General features: G+C 65.7%; 17 protein-coding genes. 15 read left to right on the top strand and 2 right to left on the bottom strand.

The features are described 5' to 3' along the window. Positions 1 to 104 precede the first annotated feature (104 nt). The 3 genes from AC1DJ5_RS02600 (at position 105) to ygiD (ending at position 2,249) form a co-directional block, all read left to right on the top strand. A complete protein-coding gene (locus AC1DJ5_RS02600; RefSeq protein WP_477019587.1) occupies positions 105 to 971 on the top strand; it encodes a D-alanyl-D-alanine carboxypeptidase family protein in 867 nt (288 codons plus the stop codon). Next, positions 946 to 1,413 carry a hypothetical protein gene (locus AC1DJ5_RS02595; protein WP_477019586.1) on the top strand — a complete coding sequence of 156 codons (468 nt, stop codon included), beginning with the start codon at positions 946 to 948 and terminating at the stop codon, positions 1,411 to 1,413. Before AC1DJ5_RS02600 ends, AC1DJ5_RS02595 begins: the two co-directional genes overlap by 26 nt. An 80-nt stretch (positions 1,414 to 1,493) precedes the next feature. Further along, positions 1,494 to 2,249, top strand: coding sequence for a 4,5-DOPA-extradiol-dioxygenase (ygiD, locus tag AC1DJ5_RS02590; protein WP_441453381.1), 756 nt, complete (start codon positions 1,494 to 1,496; stop codon positions 2,247 to 2,249). A gap of 33 nt (positions 2,250 to 2,282) precedes the next feature. Here the strand turns inward: ygiD and AC1DJ5_RS02585 are convergent, their stop codons facing one another. After that, a complete protein-coding gene (locus AC1DJ5_RS02585) occupies positions 2,283 to 2,693 on the bottom strand; it encodes a DoxX family protein (RefSeq protein ID WP_477019585.1) in 411 nt (136 codons plus the stop codon). Positions 2,694 to 2,799: 106 nt separating this feature from the next. Then, a complete protein-coding gene (locus tag AC1DJ5_RS02580) occupies positions 2,800 to 4,356 on the bottom strand; it encodes an AMP-binding protein (protein ID WP_477019584.1) in 1,557 nt (518 codons plus the stop codon). 198 nt (positions 4,357 to 4,554) lie between these two features. Here AC1DJ5_RS02580 and lipA point away from each other — a divergent pair, with 198 nt between their 5' ends. The 12 genes from lipA to AC1DJ5_RS02520 all read left to right on the top strand — a co-directional run bounded on the left by lipA (position 4,555) and on the right by AC1DJ5_RS02520 (position 14,541). Continuing rightward, entirely contained in the window at positions 4,555 to 5,526 is a 972-nt protein-coding gene (gene lipA / locus AC1DJ5_RS02575; RefSeq protein ID WP_441453387.1) for a lipoyl synthase, read from the top strand. Positions 5,527 to 5,533: 7 nt separating this feature from the next. Next, positions 5,534 to 5,986: a type II toxin-antitoxin system RatA family toxin gene (locus AC1DJ5_RS02570; protein ID WP_477019583.1), complete on the top strand. Its 453-nt coding sequence runs from the start codon at positions 5,534 to 5,536 to the stop codon at positions 5,984 to 5,986. Positions 5,987 to 5,991: 5 nt separating this feature from the next. Then, positions 5,992 to 7,110, top strand: coding sequence for an NAD(P)/FAD-dependent oxidoreductase (locus AC1DJ5_RS02565; protein ID WP_477019582.1), 1,119 nt, complete (start codon positions 5,992 to 5,994; stop codon positions 7,108 to 7,110). A 374-nt stretch (positions 7,111 to 7,484) separates the two neighbouring features. Next, positions 7,485 to 7,667, top strand: coding sequence for a 50S ribosomal protein L32 (gene rpmF, locus AC1DJ5_RS02560; RefSeq protein ID WP_441453392.1), 183 nt, complete (start codon positions 7,485 to 7,487; stop codon positions 7,665 to 7,667). Between the two features lie 112 nt (positions 7,668 to 7,779). After that, entirely contained in the window at positions 7,780 to 8,346 is a 567-nt protein-coding gene (locus tag AC1DJ5_RS02555; RefSeq protein ID WP_477019581.1) for a hypothetical protein, read from the top strand. A 67-nt stretch (positions 8,347 to 8,413) separates the two neighbouring features. After that, entirely contained in the window at positions 8,414 to 9,691 is a 1,278-nt protein-coding gene (gene eno / locus AC1DJ5_RS02550) for a phosphopyruvate hydratase (protein ID WP_477019580.1), read from the top strand. 149 nt (positions 9,692 to 9,840) lie between these two features. Beyond that, positions 9,841 to 10,161 (top strand): FtsB family cell division protein, encoded by a 321-nt coding sequence (locus AC1DJ5_RS02545; RefSeq protein WP_441453804.1) that lies wholly within the window; start codon positions 9,841 to 9,843, stop codon positions 10,159 to 10,161. A gap of 114 nt (positions 10,162 to 10,275) precedes the next feature. Beyond that, positions 10,276 to 11,307, top strand: coding sequence for a pyruvate dehydrogenase (acetyl-transferring) E1 component subunit alpha (pdhA, locus tag AC1DJ5_RS02540; RefSeq protein WP_477019579.1), 1,032 nt, complete (start codon positions 10,276 to 10,278; stop codon positions 11,305 to 11,307). A 3-nt stretch (positions 11,308 to 11,310) separates the two neighbouring features. Continuing rightward, positions 11,311 to 12,651, top strand: a complete 1,341-nt coding sequence (locus tag AC1DJ5_RS02535; protein ID WP_477019578.1) for a pyruvate dehydrogenase complex E1 component subunit beta — start codon at positions 11,311 to 11,313, stop codon at positions 12,649 to 12,651. Beyond that, positions 12,648 to 12,965 carry a DUF5076 domain-containing protein gene (locus AC1DJ5_RS02530; RefSeq protein ID WP_441453401.1) on the top strand — a complete coding sequence of 106 codons (318 nt, stop codon included), beginning with the start codon at positions 12,648 to 12,650 and terminating at the stop codon, positions 12,963 to 12,965. The genes AC1DJ5_RS02535 and AC1DJ5_RS02530 overlap by 4 nt, the downstream gene beginning before the upstream one ends. Further along, positions 12,965 to 13,273: a DUF5076 domain-containing protein gene (locus tag AC1DJ5_RS02525; RefSeq protein ID WP_441453402.1), complete on the top strand. Its 309-nt coding sequence runs from the start codon at positions 12,965 to 12,967 to the stop codon at positions 13,271 to 13,273. Before AC1DJ5_RS02530 ends, AC1DJ5_RS02525 begins: the two co-directional genes overlap by 1 nt. Next, complete coding sequence (locus AC1DJ5_RS02520; protein ID WP_477019577.1) at positions 13,270 to 14,541, top strand: pyruvate dehydrogenase complex dihydrolipoamide acetyltransferase; 1,272 nt, start codon at positions 13,270 to 13,272, stop codon at positions 14,539 to 14,541. The genes AC1DJ5_RS02525 and AC1DJ5_RS02520 overlap by 4 nt, the downstream gene beginning before the upstream one ends. Positions 14,542 to 14,549 lie beyond the last annotated feature (8 nt).

Below are 14,549 nucleotides of genomic sequence, written 5' to 3'. Positions count from 1 at the left end.
CGAACATGGTCGGCCTGAGTCGGCCGCAGCTTCACCATGCCGGTTTTCTACGAACAGGCGAAGACGGCCTTGCGGTTCCGGGCAAGCTGGGGCCTGCTGATCCCATGTCAGTGCGATTTGCGATCCTCGCCACAGCCTTTGCCGCAGTTCTCGGCGCCGCCGGAGCGGTCCAGGCCCAGGACGCCCAGATCTGCGACCGGCCGACCAACGCCTGGGACAACGCGGCTCAGGCCAACGGGATTTCGCTCTACACTCTGGAATGGTCGCCGTTCGGATCGGCGGAATGGGGATGGGAGACCTATACCCCGCTGATCCAGCGCGAGATCGGTTCGCCCTGCGATCCGGCGTCACCCGCCTTCGCCGAGGCCTTGGCCGGGTTTCAGGCGCGCTATGGACTGGTCGGAACGGGCCAGTTCGATCAGGCGACGTTTCAGGTGTTTCGCGGCCTGTGGCAGGAGCGGCGCCCCTTCGTCATGGCGCGGGTGAGGGGGGAATGTCCCGAGCCGCCGCCGATCAGCCTGCTGGGTTATTTGTCTCCGCAGGAGGAGCACGCCGAGCGGATGACACGCCTGCTGCGCCGCGACGTGCTGGACGCCTATCGCCGCATGGCCGCCGCCGCCCGCGCCGAGGTCCCGGCCATCGCCGCCGATCCCGAACTGATGCAGATCTTCTCGGGCTTCCGTGACCCGGAGGCGGACGCCGCGCGCTGCGCCGCCCTGGGCAACTGCGACGGTGTGCGGCGCGCCGCCTGTTCGCCGCACCGGACCGGAACCGCCATCGACATCCACGTTGGCCACGTCGCCGGGATGGGCGTGGACTCGACCGATCCGATGAGCCGCCGCCATATGGCGCAGGGGCCGGCTTATCGCTGGCTGGTCGCCAATGCTTCCCGTTTCGGGTTCACGCCCTATGTCTTCGAGCCTTGGCACTGGGAGTGGATAGGCGATGATACGGCCGCTGGCGGACGGTGAGGCAGCGCTGGCGCGCGAGGTGTTCGGCGCGGCGCTGAGGCTGGACGCGGTTCGCTTCCTCGCCTCGCCCTGGCCGTTCGATCGGGCCTTCGTAGCGGGAAGCTGGTTCGGACGGGACTGGATCGTCTGGCCGAAGAAGACGCTGGAGCTGGATCTGTCGCGCGCGCCGCTACGGACCCAGGCCGTCTTTATTCACGAACTGGCCCACGTCTGGCAGGCGCAAAACGGGGTGAACCTGCTGACGGAAAAGCTGCGGGCGGGGGACAGCCCCACCGCCTATGCCTATCCGCTGGACGATCGTTGCGACTGGAGCGTTCTGAACATCGAGCAGCAGGCCATGGTGGTCGAACATCGTTTCGTACTGTCGCGCGGCGGGCGGGTTCCTGCCGATCAGGCCTTCTATGATCGCGTCTGCCCGCTGGACGGGCGTATGGAGATTTAGCCCCTTGCGGGAACGACGGACTGCACTAGATCATCTGTAACAGTCATTGGCGCAGTCAGCGTCGCAGGAACGGTCAAGCCATGAGACAGCCCGCCATCTTCTTCGGTCACGGTTCTCCGATGAACGCTCTAGGTAGTCCCTATGCGGACGCTTGGCGCGCGTTGGGAGAGGAGATCGGCAAGCCCAAGGGCGTCGTCATGGTCTCGGCCCACTGGGAAACCCGCGGGTTGGGCGTAACGGCGCAGGAACGGCCGGAAACCATCCATGATTTCGGAGGTTTCCCGCCGGAACTTCACGCCATGCAGTATCCCGCGCCCGGCTCGCCCTCGCTGGCGACCCGAGTGGCGGAGCTGACGGGCGCGCATCAGACGACGCAATGGGGGCTGGATCACGGTACATGGTCGGTGCTGGCCCACGTCTGGCCCGACGCCGACGTGCCGGTCGTGCAACTGTCGCTGGACCGCACCATTGATGCGCGCGGCCACTATGAGTTGGCCAAGCGTCTTCAGCCGCTGCGGGACGAAGGCGTCCTGATCGCCGGTTCGGGCGACTTCGTGCACAATCTGCGGACGTGGAAGCGCGCCGGCGGCGAGCCTTACGACTGGGCCATTCATTTCAACGAGGCGGTGAAACACGCCCTGTCGACCGGCGACCACGACGCCCTGATCGACTGGGTTCATCTGGCGGAACAGGCGCAACTCAGCGTGCCGACCGACGAGCACTATCTGCCCCTGCTCTACGTCGCGGCCCAGCAGGCGCCGGGCGAGGCGGTGCGCTTCTTCACTGACGCCATCGAGGGCGGTTCTATCTCGATGACCGGCGCCCGGATCGGCTGATCCAGGCGCCGCTCTAGGGTCTGTTCTGGCTGGTTAGCGGCGGCGACCGTCGCGTATCATGCTGTCCAGCGCCCACGGGCCAGGACCGGCGAAGAACAGGTACAGGAAGACGAAGCAGTAGAGCACCGCGAGCTCGCCGCCGTTGTTGATCGGATAGGGGCTCTGCGGCGCATGCACCATCCAGTAGGCCACGGCGGTGAAGCCCGACAGGATGAACGCGGTCGGGCGGCTGAACAGGCCCAGCACCATCAAGGCGCCGCCGACCAGTTCGATCGGGCCGGACCAGCCCGCGGCGCTCGTCAGGTCGAGGCCGCCGCCGTTACCGCCGGGCGGGAAGCCCAGAATCTTCTGGCAGCCGTGCTGCAGGATCAGCAGACCGGCCACGATCCTCAGAATGCTTTGGACGCGCGGGGCCCAGCCCGAAAGAGTCGTTGAACTCGCCATTCATTTTCCTCCCGATGACGCGCGACCGCCGGGTCCGGAGGGCCGGATCGACGCAAGGCGCAGCAGAGGAGGTTAGGCGAAGTCGCGGCCGCCGCAAGCCATCCTGTTAGGCTGCCCTCAATAGATCCTCGACCAGATTCTGAATGGCGACGTAGTCGGTCTTGCCTGTGCCGAGAACCGGGATCGCGGCGATCTTGAAAATCTTTTTCGGGACAGCCAGTTCCGGTGCGCCGTTGCCGCGCGCCCATTCCGACAGTCGCGCCGTTTCGGCGGCCTCGTAATCGGTGACCAGCACCAGGCGCTCGCCCTTCTTGCTGTCGGGCACGGCGACGACGGCGTGGTGGCCGGTCGGCCAGACCGCGCCGGCCATGCCCTCGACCGCCGTAAGGGAGACCATCTCGCCGCCGATCTTGGCGAAGCGCTTGGCCCGCCCGAGAATGGTGATGTAGCCCTCGGCGTCGATGTCGACGATATCGCCGGTGTCGAGCCAGTCATCGTCCAGAGGCTCCAGGCCGGCCGGGTCGTTCGGCGAGATGTAGCCTTCCATGACGTTCGGCCCGCGCAGGAACAGGCGGCCGCCGACGTCGATGCCCTCGACCGGCTCGATCCGGTAATCCATGCCCGGCAAGATCTGGCCCACGGTTCCTGGGCGGTTGCGGTCCGGGTGGTTCACGGCCACGACGGGCGCGGCCTCGGTCGCGCCGTAGCCTTCCAGCAGGGTCAAGCCGCCGAACTTGGCGTCGAAGGCGGCACGCGTTTCCTCGCGCACCTTTTCTGCCCCGGCCACCGCGAATTTCAGTGTGGCGAAGTCGCCCGGCGCGGCCACGCGGGCGTACTGGTTCAGGAAGGTGTCGGTGGCGAACAGGATCGACGCCTTCACCTTTGGCAGCAGGTCGGTGATCTGCTTCGCGTGAAGCGGCGAGGGATACTCAAATGCCTTCAGCCCCTGCAGCAGCGGCAGGATGACCCCGCCGGTCAGGCCGAAGCAATGGAAGGTCGGCAGCGGGTTGAACATGACCCAGTCGGGATCCAGGTCGATATGGGCCGCGACCTGTCGGGCATTGGCGACCAGGTTTCTCTGGCTCAGGACCACGCCCTTGGGCGCGCCGAAACTGCCCGAGGTGAACAGGACCACGCCCGGCGAATCCGGATCGGTCTTCACGCGGAAACGACGCGGGGCCAGGCCGGCGCTCAGGCCGTAGAGCTTGTCGGCCAGGCCGATGGTTTTGCGCACGTCGTCCAGCCAGACGATCTCGGCCACATCGCCGAGAGCGGTCATCAGGTCGTCCAGCTTGGCCTGGGTGACGAACCGCTTGGCCGACAGAATCTTGGTGACGCCCGCCGTCTTTAGCGCCGCCTTCAGATTGGCCTCGCCCGAGGTGAAGTTCAGCATGACCGGCACGCGACCGAAGGCGTGCAGCCCAAAGAAGGTCACGACCACGCCCGCGCTGGACGGCAGCAGGACGCCGACGCGCTCGCCGGGCTTCGTCATCTTCGCGATCTTGCGGCCTAGAACGAAGGCGGCGCGGATCAGGCCGGTGTAGGTCAGGGGATGACGATCCTGGTCTTCCAGGATCTCCTTGTCGCCATAGCGGGCGCGCGCATCGATCAGCGCGTCGAACAGGGATTCATCATAGACCTTAGGGTCCAGGGCAGCCCGCAAGCACGTCCTCCTTCGGAGAGCTCTGACGCGGCCCTCTCGGTTACAAGAGGCCGGAACCTAGTGACCCAAGGTCAGCTTGAAAAGATGCGTAACGTGGCGTGAGCGTCGCACCGACGCATCTGAAGCCGACTGTGGCTTGCCATTGCCGGTCGGAAAGCCGACATACCGCCCTTCTGCACAGGAGCCAGACCGCCGGCTATGGTCACGCTGATCGATACCCTGACGAAGAAGCCAGCTGAGCTGCGTCACCCGGAAAAACAGAACCGCCCGGAATCGGCGGTGCTGAAGAAGCCTGACTGGCTGCGCGTCAAGGCGCCCGGCTCGGGCCAGTATAATGCGACCAAGGAGATTGTTCGCTCCAAGGGTCTGGTGACCGTCTGCGAAGAGGCAGCCTGCCCGAACATCGGCGAGTGCTGGAGCCAGAAGCACGCCACCCTGATGATCATGGGCGACACCTGCACGCGGGCCTGCGCCTTCTGCAACGTCAAGACCGGCCTGCCGCAGGCCCTGGACCCGGAAGAGCCGGCCAAGGTCGGTATGGCCGTCCAACAGATGGGCCTGAACCACGTCGTCATCACTTCGGTGGACCGCGATGACGTGTCGGACGGCGGCGCCGCCCACTTCGCCGAAGTGGTGCGCCAGATCCGCCTGCAGGCGCCGAACACCACCATCGAGATTCTGACGCCCGACTTCCTGCGCAAGGACGGCGCGGCAGAGGTGATGATCGACGCCACGCCCGACGTCTTCAATCACAACCTCGAGACCGTTCCGCGCCTCTATCTGAAGATCCGCCCCGGCGCCCGCTACTTCCACAGCTTGCGCCTGCTGCAGATGGTCAAGGAGCGCGACCCGAACCAGTTCACCAAGTCCGGCATCATGGTCGGTCTGGGCGAGACCAAGGAAGAGGTCATGCAGGTGATGGACGACATGCGGTCCGCTGGCGTGGATTTCATCACCATCGGCCAGTACCTGCAGCCGACGCGCAAGCACGCCGCCATCGACCGCTTCGTGACCCCGGAAGAGTTCAAGGCCTATGAAGCCATCGCTCGCGCCAAGGGCTTCCTGATGGTGTCGTCGTCGCCGCTGACGCGGTCGTCGCACCATGCCGGGGACGACTTCGCTCGTCTGAAGGCCGCGCGTCTGGCGCAGGCAGGCCGCTCGGCCCGCTAAGCCCCAAATGGCGGTTCATCGCGTTACACGCATCCTTCCGTATGCGCCCGAGCAATTGGCGAGCCTGATCGCGGACGTAGAGTCCTATCCGGCCTTCGTGCCGTGGATCACCTCGATGCGCGTCTGGAACCAGCGCGATGAGGCGGCGGGCGTCCGTCTGCTGGACGCCGAGGCGGGCGTGGGCTTCGCCTTCCTGTCCGAGAAGTTTTCGACCTGGGTGCGACATGACATTCACGCGCCCAAGGTCGAGGTCGGCCTGATCCGGGGTCCGTTCAAGCACCTGAAGAACCGCTGGGAGTTCCATCCCCATCCCGAGGGCACGCGGCTGGAGTTCTTTATCGACTTCGCCTTCAAGTCGCGCATGCTGGACATGATGCTCCAGGCGAACTTCGACCGCGCGGTCGACAAGCTGATCCAGTGTTTCGAGGACCGCGCCAAGGCCCTCTACGGCAAGAGGTAGGACCCATGGGCGCGCCTTTCGACTTCGATGCGACGGTCGTGGGCGCGGGGGCTGTGGGGCTGGCCTGCGGGCGGGCGCTGGCGAAGCGCGGCCAGTCGGTGTTGGTGCTGGAAAAAGAGGCCTACATCGGCCAGGGCGTCTCCTCGCGCAACTCCGAGGTCATTCACGGCGGCCTCTATTACCCGACCGGCTCGCTGAAGGCCCGGTTCTGCGTCGAGGGCCGGCGGGCGCTCTATGACTTCCTGACCAGCCACAAGATCGATCACTGGAAATGCGGCAAGCTGGTCGTGGCGACTGAGGAGGCCGAGGTCTCACGCATCGAGGCCATCTTCGAACAGGCGACGGCCAACGGCGTCGAGGGGCTGGCGCATCTGACCGGGGCCCAGGCGCGGGCGCTGGAGCCCCAGTTGAACGCCCACGCCGCCATCCTGTCGCCCGAGAGCGGCCTGTTCGACAGTCATGGCTATATGCTGGCCCTGGAAGGCGAGATTGAGGATGCGGGCGGCTCAGTCGTGGTCTCCACGCCGTTCGAGCGCGCCGAGCCCCTGCCGGGCGGCGGCTTCCGTATTACGGCGGGTGGAGAGGGCGGGGCGGTGCTGACGACCCGGCTGCTGGTCACGGCGCCCGGCCTGTCGGCCCAGGCTGTGGCCGCTCGCATCGACACCTATCCCGCCAGCGACATCCCGACACGGCATCTGGGCAAGGGCGTCTATTTCCGTCTGAAGGGGCCAGCGCCGTTCAATCGACTGATCTACCCGCCGCCCATCGCGGGCGCGCTCGGCACCCACTACCGCAAGGATCTGGGCGGGCAGGGGGTGTTCGGTCCCGATCTGGCCTATGTCGAGGTCGAGGACTATTCGGTCAATCCGGCCAAGGCCGAGGAGTTCGCGCTCTATATCCGCCGCTTCTGGCCGGGCGTGACGGTCGAGCGGCTGACGCCCGACTACGCCGGTATCCGGCCCAAGCTGCACGGGCCGAGCGAACCGCAGCCGGACTTCCAGCTTCATGGCCGCGAGCATCACGGCATCGACGGCCTGATGGCCCTGTTCGGGATCGAGAGCCCGGGCCTGACCAGTTCACTGGCCATCGGCGAGGCCGTGGCGGAGGCGCTGACCAGGCCATGAGGAGGGCCGAATGCGCGGAGATGTTCGCGGCCTGAACTACGACCCGGGCGATTCGCCGCGAGCGCGAGCGGTAGGCGAATCAATCGGGAGCCAGGTCGCGAGAAACGCCTCGCCTGATCAATGAAATGGTTCAGGCGGCCGATGATTGAACACCCGCTGGACGCGAAGAAGCGGCGTTTCGGCGTGGAAAGCGCCGCTGTCGTGGGTGTCAGAACCGGGCCAAGATCATCAAGCGGCTGTCATCCGACTGACGCCCTTGAAATCGGTAGCATCTTCATGCATAAGCCCGCCCTCGCGTGGCGGCTCTTATCGGGGGGCCGCTGCTGTATGTTTTCGCGTCTTTACGGCGCACCGACTTAGAGATTGAGACGGACATGGCCGTTCCGAAGCGCAAAGTATCACCCTCGCGTCGCAACATGCGCCGCGCCCACGACGCCCTGGGCACCAACGCCTATGTCGAGGACAAGGACACGGGCGAGCTGAAGCGCCCGCACCACATCGACCTGAAGACCGGCACGTATCGTGGCCGTCAGGTCATTACGCCGAAGGAAGAGTAGTCTTCACTAAGGCTCCGGCTTCGGTCGGACGATAGATTTTAGCGGCGCGCGATGTCATCGCGCGCCGTTTTCGTGCGTTTTGTACTGCGAAGCTGAACCTGGAGCGATCCGCATGACCCGTTTCGCCGTCCTTGGCTCTGTCGCAGTCCTCGCCCTGGCGGGATGCAAGGGGCCCGCCGAAAAACCTGCAGCGGCCGAAGCTCCGGCGGCGGATCAACTGACGACCGAAGGGTTCGGCGCCATTCGCGTTGGTCAGACCCTGGCCGAGGTCGAGCAGGCCTATGGCGCGCCGGCCAAACCCATCGTTGATCCCAACGGGTGCAACGTTTTCCACCCCGCTCGCGCGCCGGAAGGCGTCTGGGTTATGACCGAAGAGGGCAAGGTCAGCCGCGTGACTCTGCGCGACGGCGCGTCGGTCAGGACCGACCGCGCCCTGGGCCTGGGAGCACCCGCCGCCGAGGTGAAGCGCGTTTACGGCGCCGCCGCGCAGCTTTCCCCGCACAAATACGAATCAGCGCCATCGGAATACATCACCGTCTGGAGCGGCGGCCCGAGGGGCGAGGCCTATGTCACCGAGGCGGCGGCGCGCGGGGTTCGCTATGACGTCGGTGCGAACGGAAAGGTGAAGGCCGTCCACGGCGGCGGCCCGTCGATCCAACTGGTTGAAAGCTGCGGCTAGGTTGGCGATTCGGCAGGCGCGGTCTAAACCGGAGGCTTGATCTCACTCTCCTGATAGAGCGCCTTCCATGACCGACATCGCCGACATCGTCGCCCGCCAGATTCTCGACAGCCGGGGCAATCCGACGGTCGAGGTGGACGTCACCCTGGAGGACGGCAGCTTTGGCCGCGCCTCCGTGCCGTCGGGCGCCTCGACCGGCGCACACGAAGCTGTCGAGCTGCGTGACGGCGACATGGACATGTGGGGCGGCAAGGGCGTCCAGAAGGCGGTCGACGCCGTCAACGGCGAGATTTTTGACGCCCTGTCGGGCATGGACGCCGAGGACCAGCGCCGTCTGGACGAAGCCCTGATCGAGCTGGACGGCACCGAGAATAAGGCCCGCCTGGGCGCCAACGCCATCTTGGGCGTGTCGCTGGCGGCGGCCAAGGCCAGCGCCATCAGTTCGAACCTGCCTCTGCACCGCTACATCGGCGGCGTCTCGGCCCGCGTCCTGCCGACCCCGATGATGAACATCATCAACGGCGGCGCCCACGCCGACAATCCGATCGACATTCAGGAGTTCATGATCCTGCCGACCGGCGCCGACACCTTCTCGGACGCCTTGCGCATGGGCGCCGAGATCTTCCATGCCCTGAAGAAGGCGCTGAAGGACGCCGGTCACAACACCAACGTCGGCGACGAGGGCGGCTTCGCTCCAAACCTGGCCTCGGCCGAAGAGGCCCTGGCCTTCATCACCAAGGCGGGTCAGGCGGCCGGCTATCTGGCGGGCGAGGACTTCCACCTCGGCCTCGATGTCGCCTCGACCGAGTTCTTCAAGAACGGCAAGTACAACCTGACGGGCGAGGGCAAGAGCTTCGATGCCGATGGCATGGTCGGCTATCTGGCCGATCTGGTCGAACGCTTCCCGATCGTTTCGATCGAAGACGGTTGCGCCGAGGACGATTTCGACGGCTGGAAGCTGCTGACGGACCGTCTGGGCGACCGCGTTCAGCTGGTCGGCGATGACTTGTTCGTGACCAACCCGCGCCGTCTAGCCGCAGGCATCGGCGAAGGCCTAGCCAACTCCATCCTGATCAAGGTCAACCAGATCGGCACCCTGTCCGAGACCCTCGACGCCGTCGATATGGCCCACCGCGCCGGCTACACCTCGGTGATGAGCCACCGCTCGGGCGAGACCGAAGACTCGACCATCGCCGACCTGGCCGTCGCCACCAACTGCGGTCAGATCAAGACCGGCTCGCTGGCCCGCTCGGACCGTACGGCCAAGTACAACCAACTGCTGCGCATTGAAGAGATGCTCGGCGACCAGGCCGCCTATTTCGGCGACGGTATGCTGCTGAAGTAAGCGCCTCTCACAAAGATGTGCAGGACGCCGCCTCCGACCTCGGGGGCGGCGTTCGCAATTACGGTCAAGCTACGGTTCGTTAGGCATTTCCGGTCAGGGATAGGAAACCGTGTTTGCGCTCAGAAGGAGCGTCAGTCGTGCCCGAGCAGATGAAGCCCTACCTGCCGTCCGTGTTCCTGTTGTTCTTGATCGTCTATCTGGGCGTTCAGGCCCTGACCGGGCAGCGCGGCCTGTTGAGCGGAGCCGAGCGCGATGCCCTTCTCGCCAAGCGCGAGGCGCAGTTGGCGCGCCTGACGGAACAGCGCCGAGATCTGGAAGTTCGTGTCCGATATCTGCGGACCGAGAGTCTCTCCAAGGACCTACTGGAAGAGCGGGCGAGGGCGGTGCTGGGCTTTGCCGATCCGCGCGACTACGTCGTACGGCTAAGCGCCCCTGTCGCGCACAACCCTGGCGCGACGCAAACCTCCTGAACTATTGTTACAGCCAGGCTGGCGCGCTTTGCGTTTCGGGAACGAAGGCTGCTAAAGCCCCTTTCCGTAACGATAAGAGTCCCTGAAAGTGGGGGCGCAGCCGGGAGATGCCGGATGGCGAAAGCCGCCGCTCAGAAATCCTCGTCCAGCGCGGACGACACCAAGATTCCGAACACGCCTCAGGCTTCCAAGGAAGACCTGCTGCGCTTCTACCGCGAGATGGTTCTCATCCGCCGCTTCGAGGAGCGCGCGGGCCAGCTTTACGGCATGGGCCTGATCGGCGGCTTCTGCCACCTGTACATCGGCCAGGAGGCCGTGGCGGTTGGCGTTCAGGAGAGCGTCAAGCAAGGCTACGACAAGATCATCACCGGCTACCGTGACCACGGCCACATGCTGGCCGCCGGCATGGATCCGAACGCCGTCATGGCCGAGTTGACGGGGCGCATCGGCGGCTCGTCCAAGGGCAAGGGCGGTTCGATGCACATGTTCGACACCGCGACCGGCTTCTATGGCGGTCACGGCATCGTCGGCGCCCAGGTGGCGCTCGGCACCGGCCTGGCTTTCGCCGGCAAGTACCGCGGCGACGATTCGGTCGCCTTCGTCTATTTCGGCGACGGCGCTTCGAACCAGGGGCAGGTGTACGAGAGCTTCAACATGGCCCAGCTGTGGAAGCTGCCGGCCATCTACATCATCGAGAACAACCAGTACGCCATGGGAACGAGCATCGAACGCTCGTCGTCCACGACCGAGCTCTACATGCGCGGCGCCAGCTTCGGCATCCCGGGCGAGCAGGTCGACGGCATGGACGTGCTGGCGGTCCGCGACGCCACGGCCCGCGCCGTGAAGCGCGCCCGTGAAGGCGGCGGCCCCTACATCCTGGAAGTGAAGACCTACCGCTATCGCGGCCACTCCATGTCGGACCCGGCCAAGTACCGCACCAAGGAAGAGGTCGACGAGGTCAAGAAGACCCGCGACCCCATCGACCATCTGAAAATGCTGCTCGCCGCCGCCAAGGCGACCGAGGAAGAGCTGAAGGCCATCGACAACGAGGTGAAAGCCATCGTCGCCGAAGCCGTGCAGTTCGCACAGGAAAGCCCTGAGCCGGATCCGTCCGAGCTCTATACTGACGTCTACGTGGAGGCCTGATCCGTGACCGACATTCTGATGCCGGCGCTGTCCCCCACGATGGAAGAGGGCACGCTGACCAAGTGGCACATCAAGGCAGGCGACACCGTGTCGGCCGGCCAGGTGATCGCCGAGATCGAAACCGACAAGGCGACGATGGAAGTCGAAGCCGTCGATGAAGGCGAAGTGCTGGAAATCCTGGTGCCGGAAGGCTCCGAGAACGTGAAGGTCAATACGCCGATCGCGCGTCTGGCCGGCGAAGACAGCGCGCCTGCGCCCGCGCCCAAGGCTGAAGCGCCGAAGGCCGAGGCTGCTCCGGTCGCCGCTGCCGCTCCGGCTACGCCCAAGGTCGAACTGCGCGACCCGGAAATCCCGGCTGACGCCAAGCTGGTCAAGACGACCGTGCGCGACGCCCTGCGCGACGCCATGGCCGAGGAAATGCGTCGCGACGACCGCGTTTTCCTGATCGGCGAGGAAGTCGCCCAGTACCAGGGCGCCTACAAGGTCAGCCGTGACCTGCTTCAGGAGTTTGGCGAGCGTCGCGTCATCGACACCCCGATCACCGAGCACGGCTTCGCCGGTCTCGGCGTCGGCGCCGCCATGGCGGGCCTGAAGCCGATCGTCGAGTTCATGACGTTCAACTTCGCCATGCAGGCGATCGACCACATCATCAACTCGGCGGCCAAGACCCTGTACATGTCGGGCGGTCAGATCCGCGCGGACATCGTCTTCCGTGGTCCCAACGGCGCGGCTAGCCGCGTCGGCGCCCAGCACAGCCAGGACTATTCGGCGTGGTACGCGCAGATCCCGGGTTTGAAGGTCATCGCGCCCTACGACGCCGCTGACGCCAAGGGTCTGCTGAAAGCCGCCATCCGCGACCCGAACCCGGTCGTCTTCCTCGAACACGAAATGCTGTACGGCACCGAGTTCGACGTGCCGGAAGGCGACGACTATGTCCTGCCGATCGGCAAGGCCAAGGTCCGCCGCGAGGGCAAGGATGTCACCATAACGGCGCACGCCCGCATGGTCGGTTTCGCCCTGCAGGCCGCTGAGAAGCTGGCCCTGGAAGGCATCGAGGCCGAGGTCATCGACCTGCGCACCCTGCGTCCTCTGGACCACGAAACCATCGTCGAAAGCGTCAAGAAGACCAGCCGCCTGGTCTCGGCCGAAGAAGGCTGGGGTCCGATGGGCGTCGGCGCCGAGGTGGTGGCCCGCGTGATCGAACACGCCTTCGACTACCTGGACGCCCCGCCGCTGCGCGTTCACCAGGAAGACGTGCCGCTGCCTTACGCCGCCAACCTGGAAGTTCTGTCGCTGCCGGGCGTGGACAAGATCATCGCCGCCGTGAAGCAGGTGATGGCGTGAGCGAGGCGTCAGAGTTCCAACTGACGACGCCGGACAGCGTCGCCGCCGACCCTCAAGCGATTGAGGTCCTGCGGATGTGGTGGTCGAAGAACGAGCCTGTCATGTCGGTGAAGCCTGCCTTCAACGATCCGATCAAGTTCGGCGAACTGCTGGCCTATGCCGCGCGTCACATGGCGCACGGCTACGCCGTACGTCATGGCCACAACGAGCGTGAAGCCTACAACCGCATCCTTCAGGGCCTTACCGATGTCGTGAAGGCGGACAATGTGCAGACCGTGGCTGAGCCTGCGGTCCAAGCGAAGGGGAACGCCTGATGGACGCCGCCGCTCTGGAACAACGTTCCCTGCCGATCCCTGAAGGCCTGAACGCCCCCGAGGACCAGATCATCGAACTGGCCCGCGTCTGGTGGAACGGCGCCGGTCCGATCATGAACATCCGTCCGGCTCTGGCCGAGCCGGGCAATATCGGCGTCGTCTTGGCTGAACTGGCCTGGCACTATTCCCACGCCTACGCCGAGCACCACGGCTTCGACCAGGCCACGGCGTTCAAGGCCATCTGCGACAGCTGGGACGCGGCGCACGCCAAGGCCGCCGAGGTCGCTCAACCGGAGTCCGCACAATGACCGACATCCTGATGCCGGCCCTGTCTCCGACGATGGAAGAGGGCGTTCTGGCCAAATGGCACGTCAAGGTCGGGGACGTCGTCTCCGCCGGCGACGTGATCGCCGAGATCGAAACCGACAAGGCCACGATGGAAGTCGAGGCCGTGGACGAGGGCGAAGTCACCGACATCCTGGTCCCCGAAGGCACGGAGGGCGTGAAGGTCAACACTCCGATCGCCCGCCTCAAGGACGAGGGCGGCGCTGCTGCGCCCAAGCCCGCCGCCAAGGCTGAAGCCGCCCCGGCCAAGGCCGAAGCGCCCAAGGCTGCTGCTTCTGCAACGCCGGCTCCGGCTGCAGCGAAGTCGGACAGCGGCGAGCGCATCTTCGCCTCGCCCCTGGCCCGTCGTCTGGCCGCCCAGGCCGGGATCGAGCTGAAGTCCGTCAAAGGCACCGGCCCGCACGGCCGTATCGTCAAGCGCGATGTCGAGGGCGCGCCGAAGGGCGCGGCTCAACCGGCCGCCTCGACGGCGACCGCCGCCGCGACCTCGGGCATCGCCCCGCGTCAGGCTCAGTCGCTGGCCCAGATGGGCATCCCGGACGGCAGCTACGACCTGATCCCGCTGGACGGGATGAAGAAGGCCGTCGCGCGTCGCATGGTCGACAGCATCCAGAACGTCCCACACTTCCCGCTCTTCATCGACGTCGAGATCGACCAGCTGATGGCCGTCCGCGCGAAGGTGAACAAGATGCTGGAGCCGCAAGGCATCAAGGTGTCGGTCAATGACTTCGTCATCAAGGCCGCGGCCCTGGCGCTGAAACTGGTGCCGGAGGCGAACGCTTCCTACACCCCCGAAGGCATCGCCATGCACCACAACGCCGACGTCTCGATGGCGGTGGCGATTGAAGGCGGGCTGATCACGCCAATCATCAAGAAGGCCGAAACCAAGGGTCTGGCGCAGATCGCGACCGAGTCCAAGGACCTGGCCAAGCGCGCCCGCGAACGCAAGCTGAAGCCCGAAGAGTTCCAGGGCGGCACCTTCTCGGTGTCCAACCTGGGCATGTTCGGCATCAAGCAGTTCACCTCGATCATCAATGAGCCGCAGGGCTGCATCATGAGCGTGGGCGCCGGCGAGCAACGTCCGGTCGTCAAGGACGGGCAACTGGCGGTCGCCACCGTCATGACCGTGACGCTGACCTGCGATCACCGCGTGGTCGACGGCGCAACGGGCGCTCGCTTCCTGCAAGCGTTCAAGCCGCTGATCGAAGATCCCGTGGCGATGCTGGCCTAAGGGGAGGG

Source organism: Brevundimonas sp. 01N35, assembly GCF_056399785.1.
This window is presented reverse-complemented; position numbering and strand designations above follow the sequence as displayed.

Coding starts and splice junctions, on each gene's coding strand:
- AC1DJ5_RS02600 (WP_477019587.1), top strand. CDS start 105: ATGTCAGTGCGATTTGCGATCCTCGCCACAGCCTTTGCCGCAGTTCTC.
- AC1DJ5_RS02595 (WP_477019586.1), top strand. CDS start 946: ATGATACGGCCGCTGGCGGACGGTGAGGCAGCGCTGGCGCGCGAGGTG.
- ygiD (WP_441453381.1), top strand. CDS start 1,494: ATGAGACAGCCCGCCATCTTCTTCGGTCACGGTTCTCCGATGAACGCT.
- AC1DJ5_RS02585 (WP_477019585.1), bottom strand. CDS start 2,693: ATGGCGAGTTCAACGACTCTTTCGGGCTGGGCCCCGCGCGTCCAAAGC.
- lipA (WP_441453387.1), top strand. CDS start 4,555: ATGGTCACGCTGATCGATACCCTGACGAAGAAGCCAGCTGAGCTGCGT.
- AC1DJ5_RS02570 (WP_477019583.1), top strand. CDS start 5,534: ATGGCGGTTCATCGCGTTACACGCATCCTTCCGTATGCGCCCGAGCAA.
- AC1DJ5_RS02565 (WP_477019582.1), top strand. CDS start 5,992: ATGGGCGCGCCTTTCGACTTCGATGCGACGGTCGTGGGCGCGGGGGCT.
- rpmF (WP_441453392.1), top strand. CDS start 7,485: ATGGCCGTTCCGAAGCGCAAAGTATCACCCTCGCGTCGCAACATGCGC.
- AC1DJ5_RS02555 (WP_477019581.1), top strand. CDS start 7,780: ATGACCCGTTTCGCCGTCCTTGGCTCTGTCGCAGTCCTCGCCCTGGCG.
- eno (WP_477019580.1), top strand. CDS start 8,414: ATGACCGACATCGCCGACATCGTCGCCCGCCAGATTCTCGACAGCCGG.
- AC1DJ5_RS02545 (WP_441453804.1), top strand. CDS start 9,841: ATGAAGCCCTACCTGCCGTCCGTGTTCCTGTTGTTCTTGATCGTCTAT.
- pdhA (WP_477019579.1), top strand. CDS start 10,276: ATGGCGAAAGCCGCCGCTCAGAAATCCTCGTCCAGCGCGGACGACACC.
- AC1DJ5_RS02525 (WP_441453402.1), top strand. CDS start 12,965: ATGGACGCCGCCGCTCTGGAACAACGTTCCCTGCCGATCCCTGAAGGC.
- AC1DJ5_RS02520 (WP_477019577.1), top strand. CDS start 13,270: ATGACCGACATCCTGATGCCGGCCCTGTCTCCGACGATGGAAGAGGGC.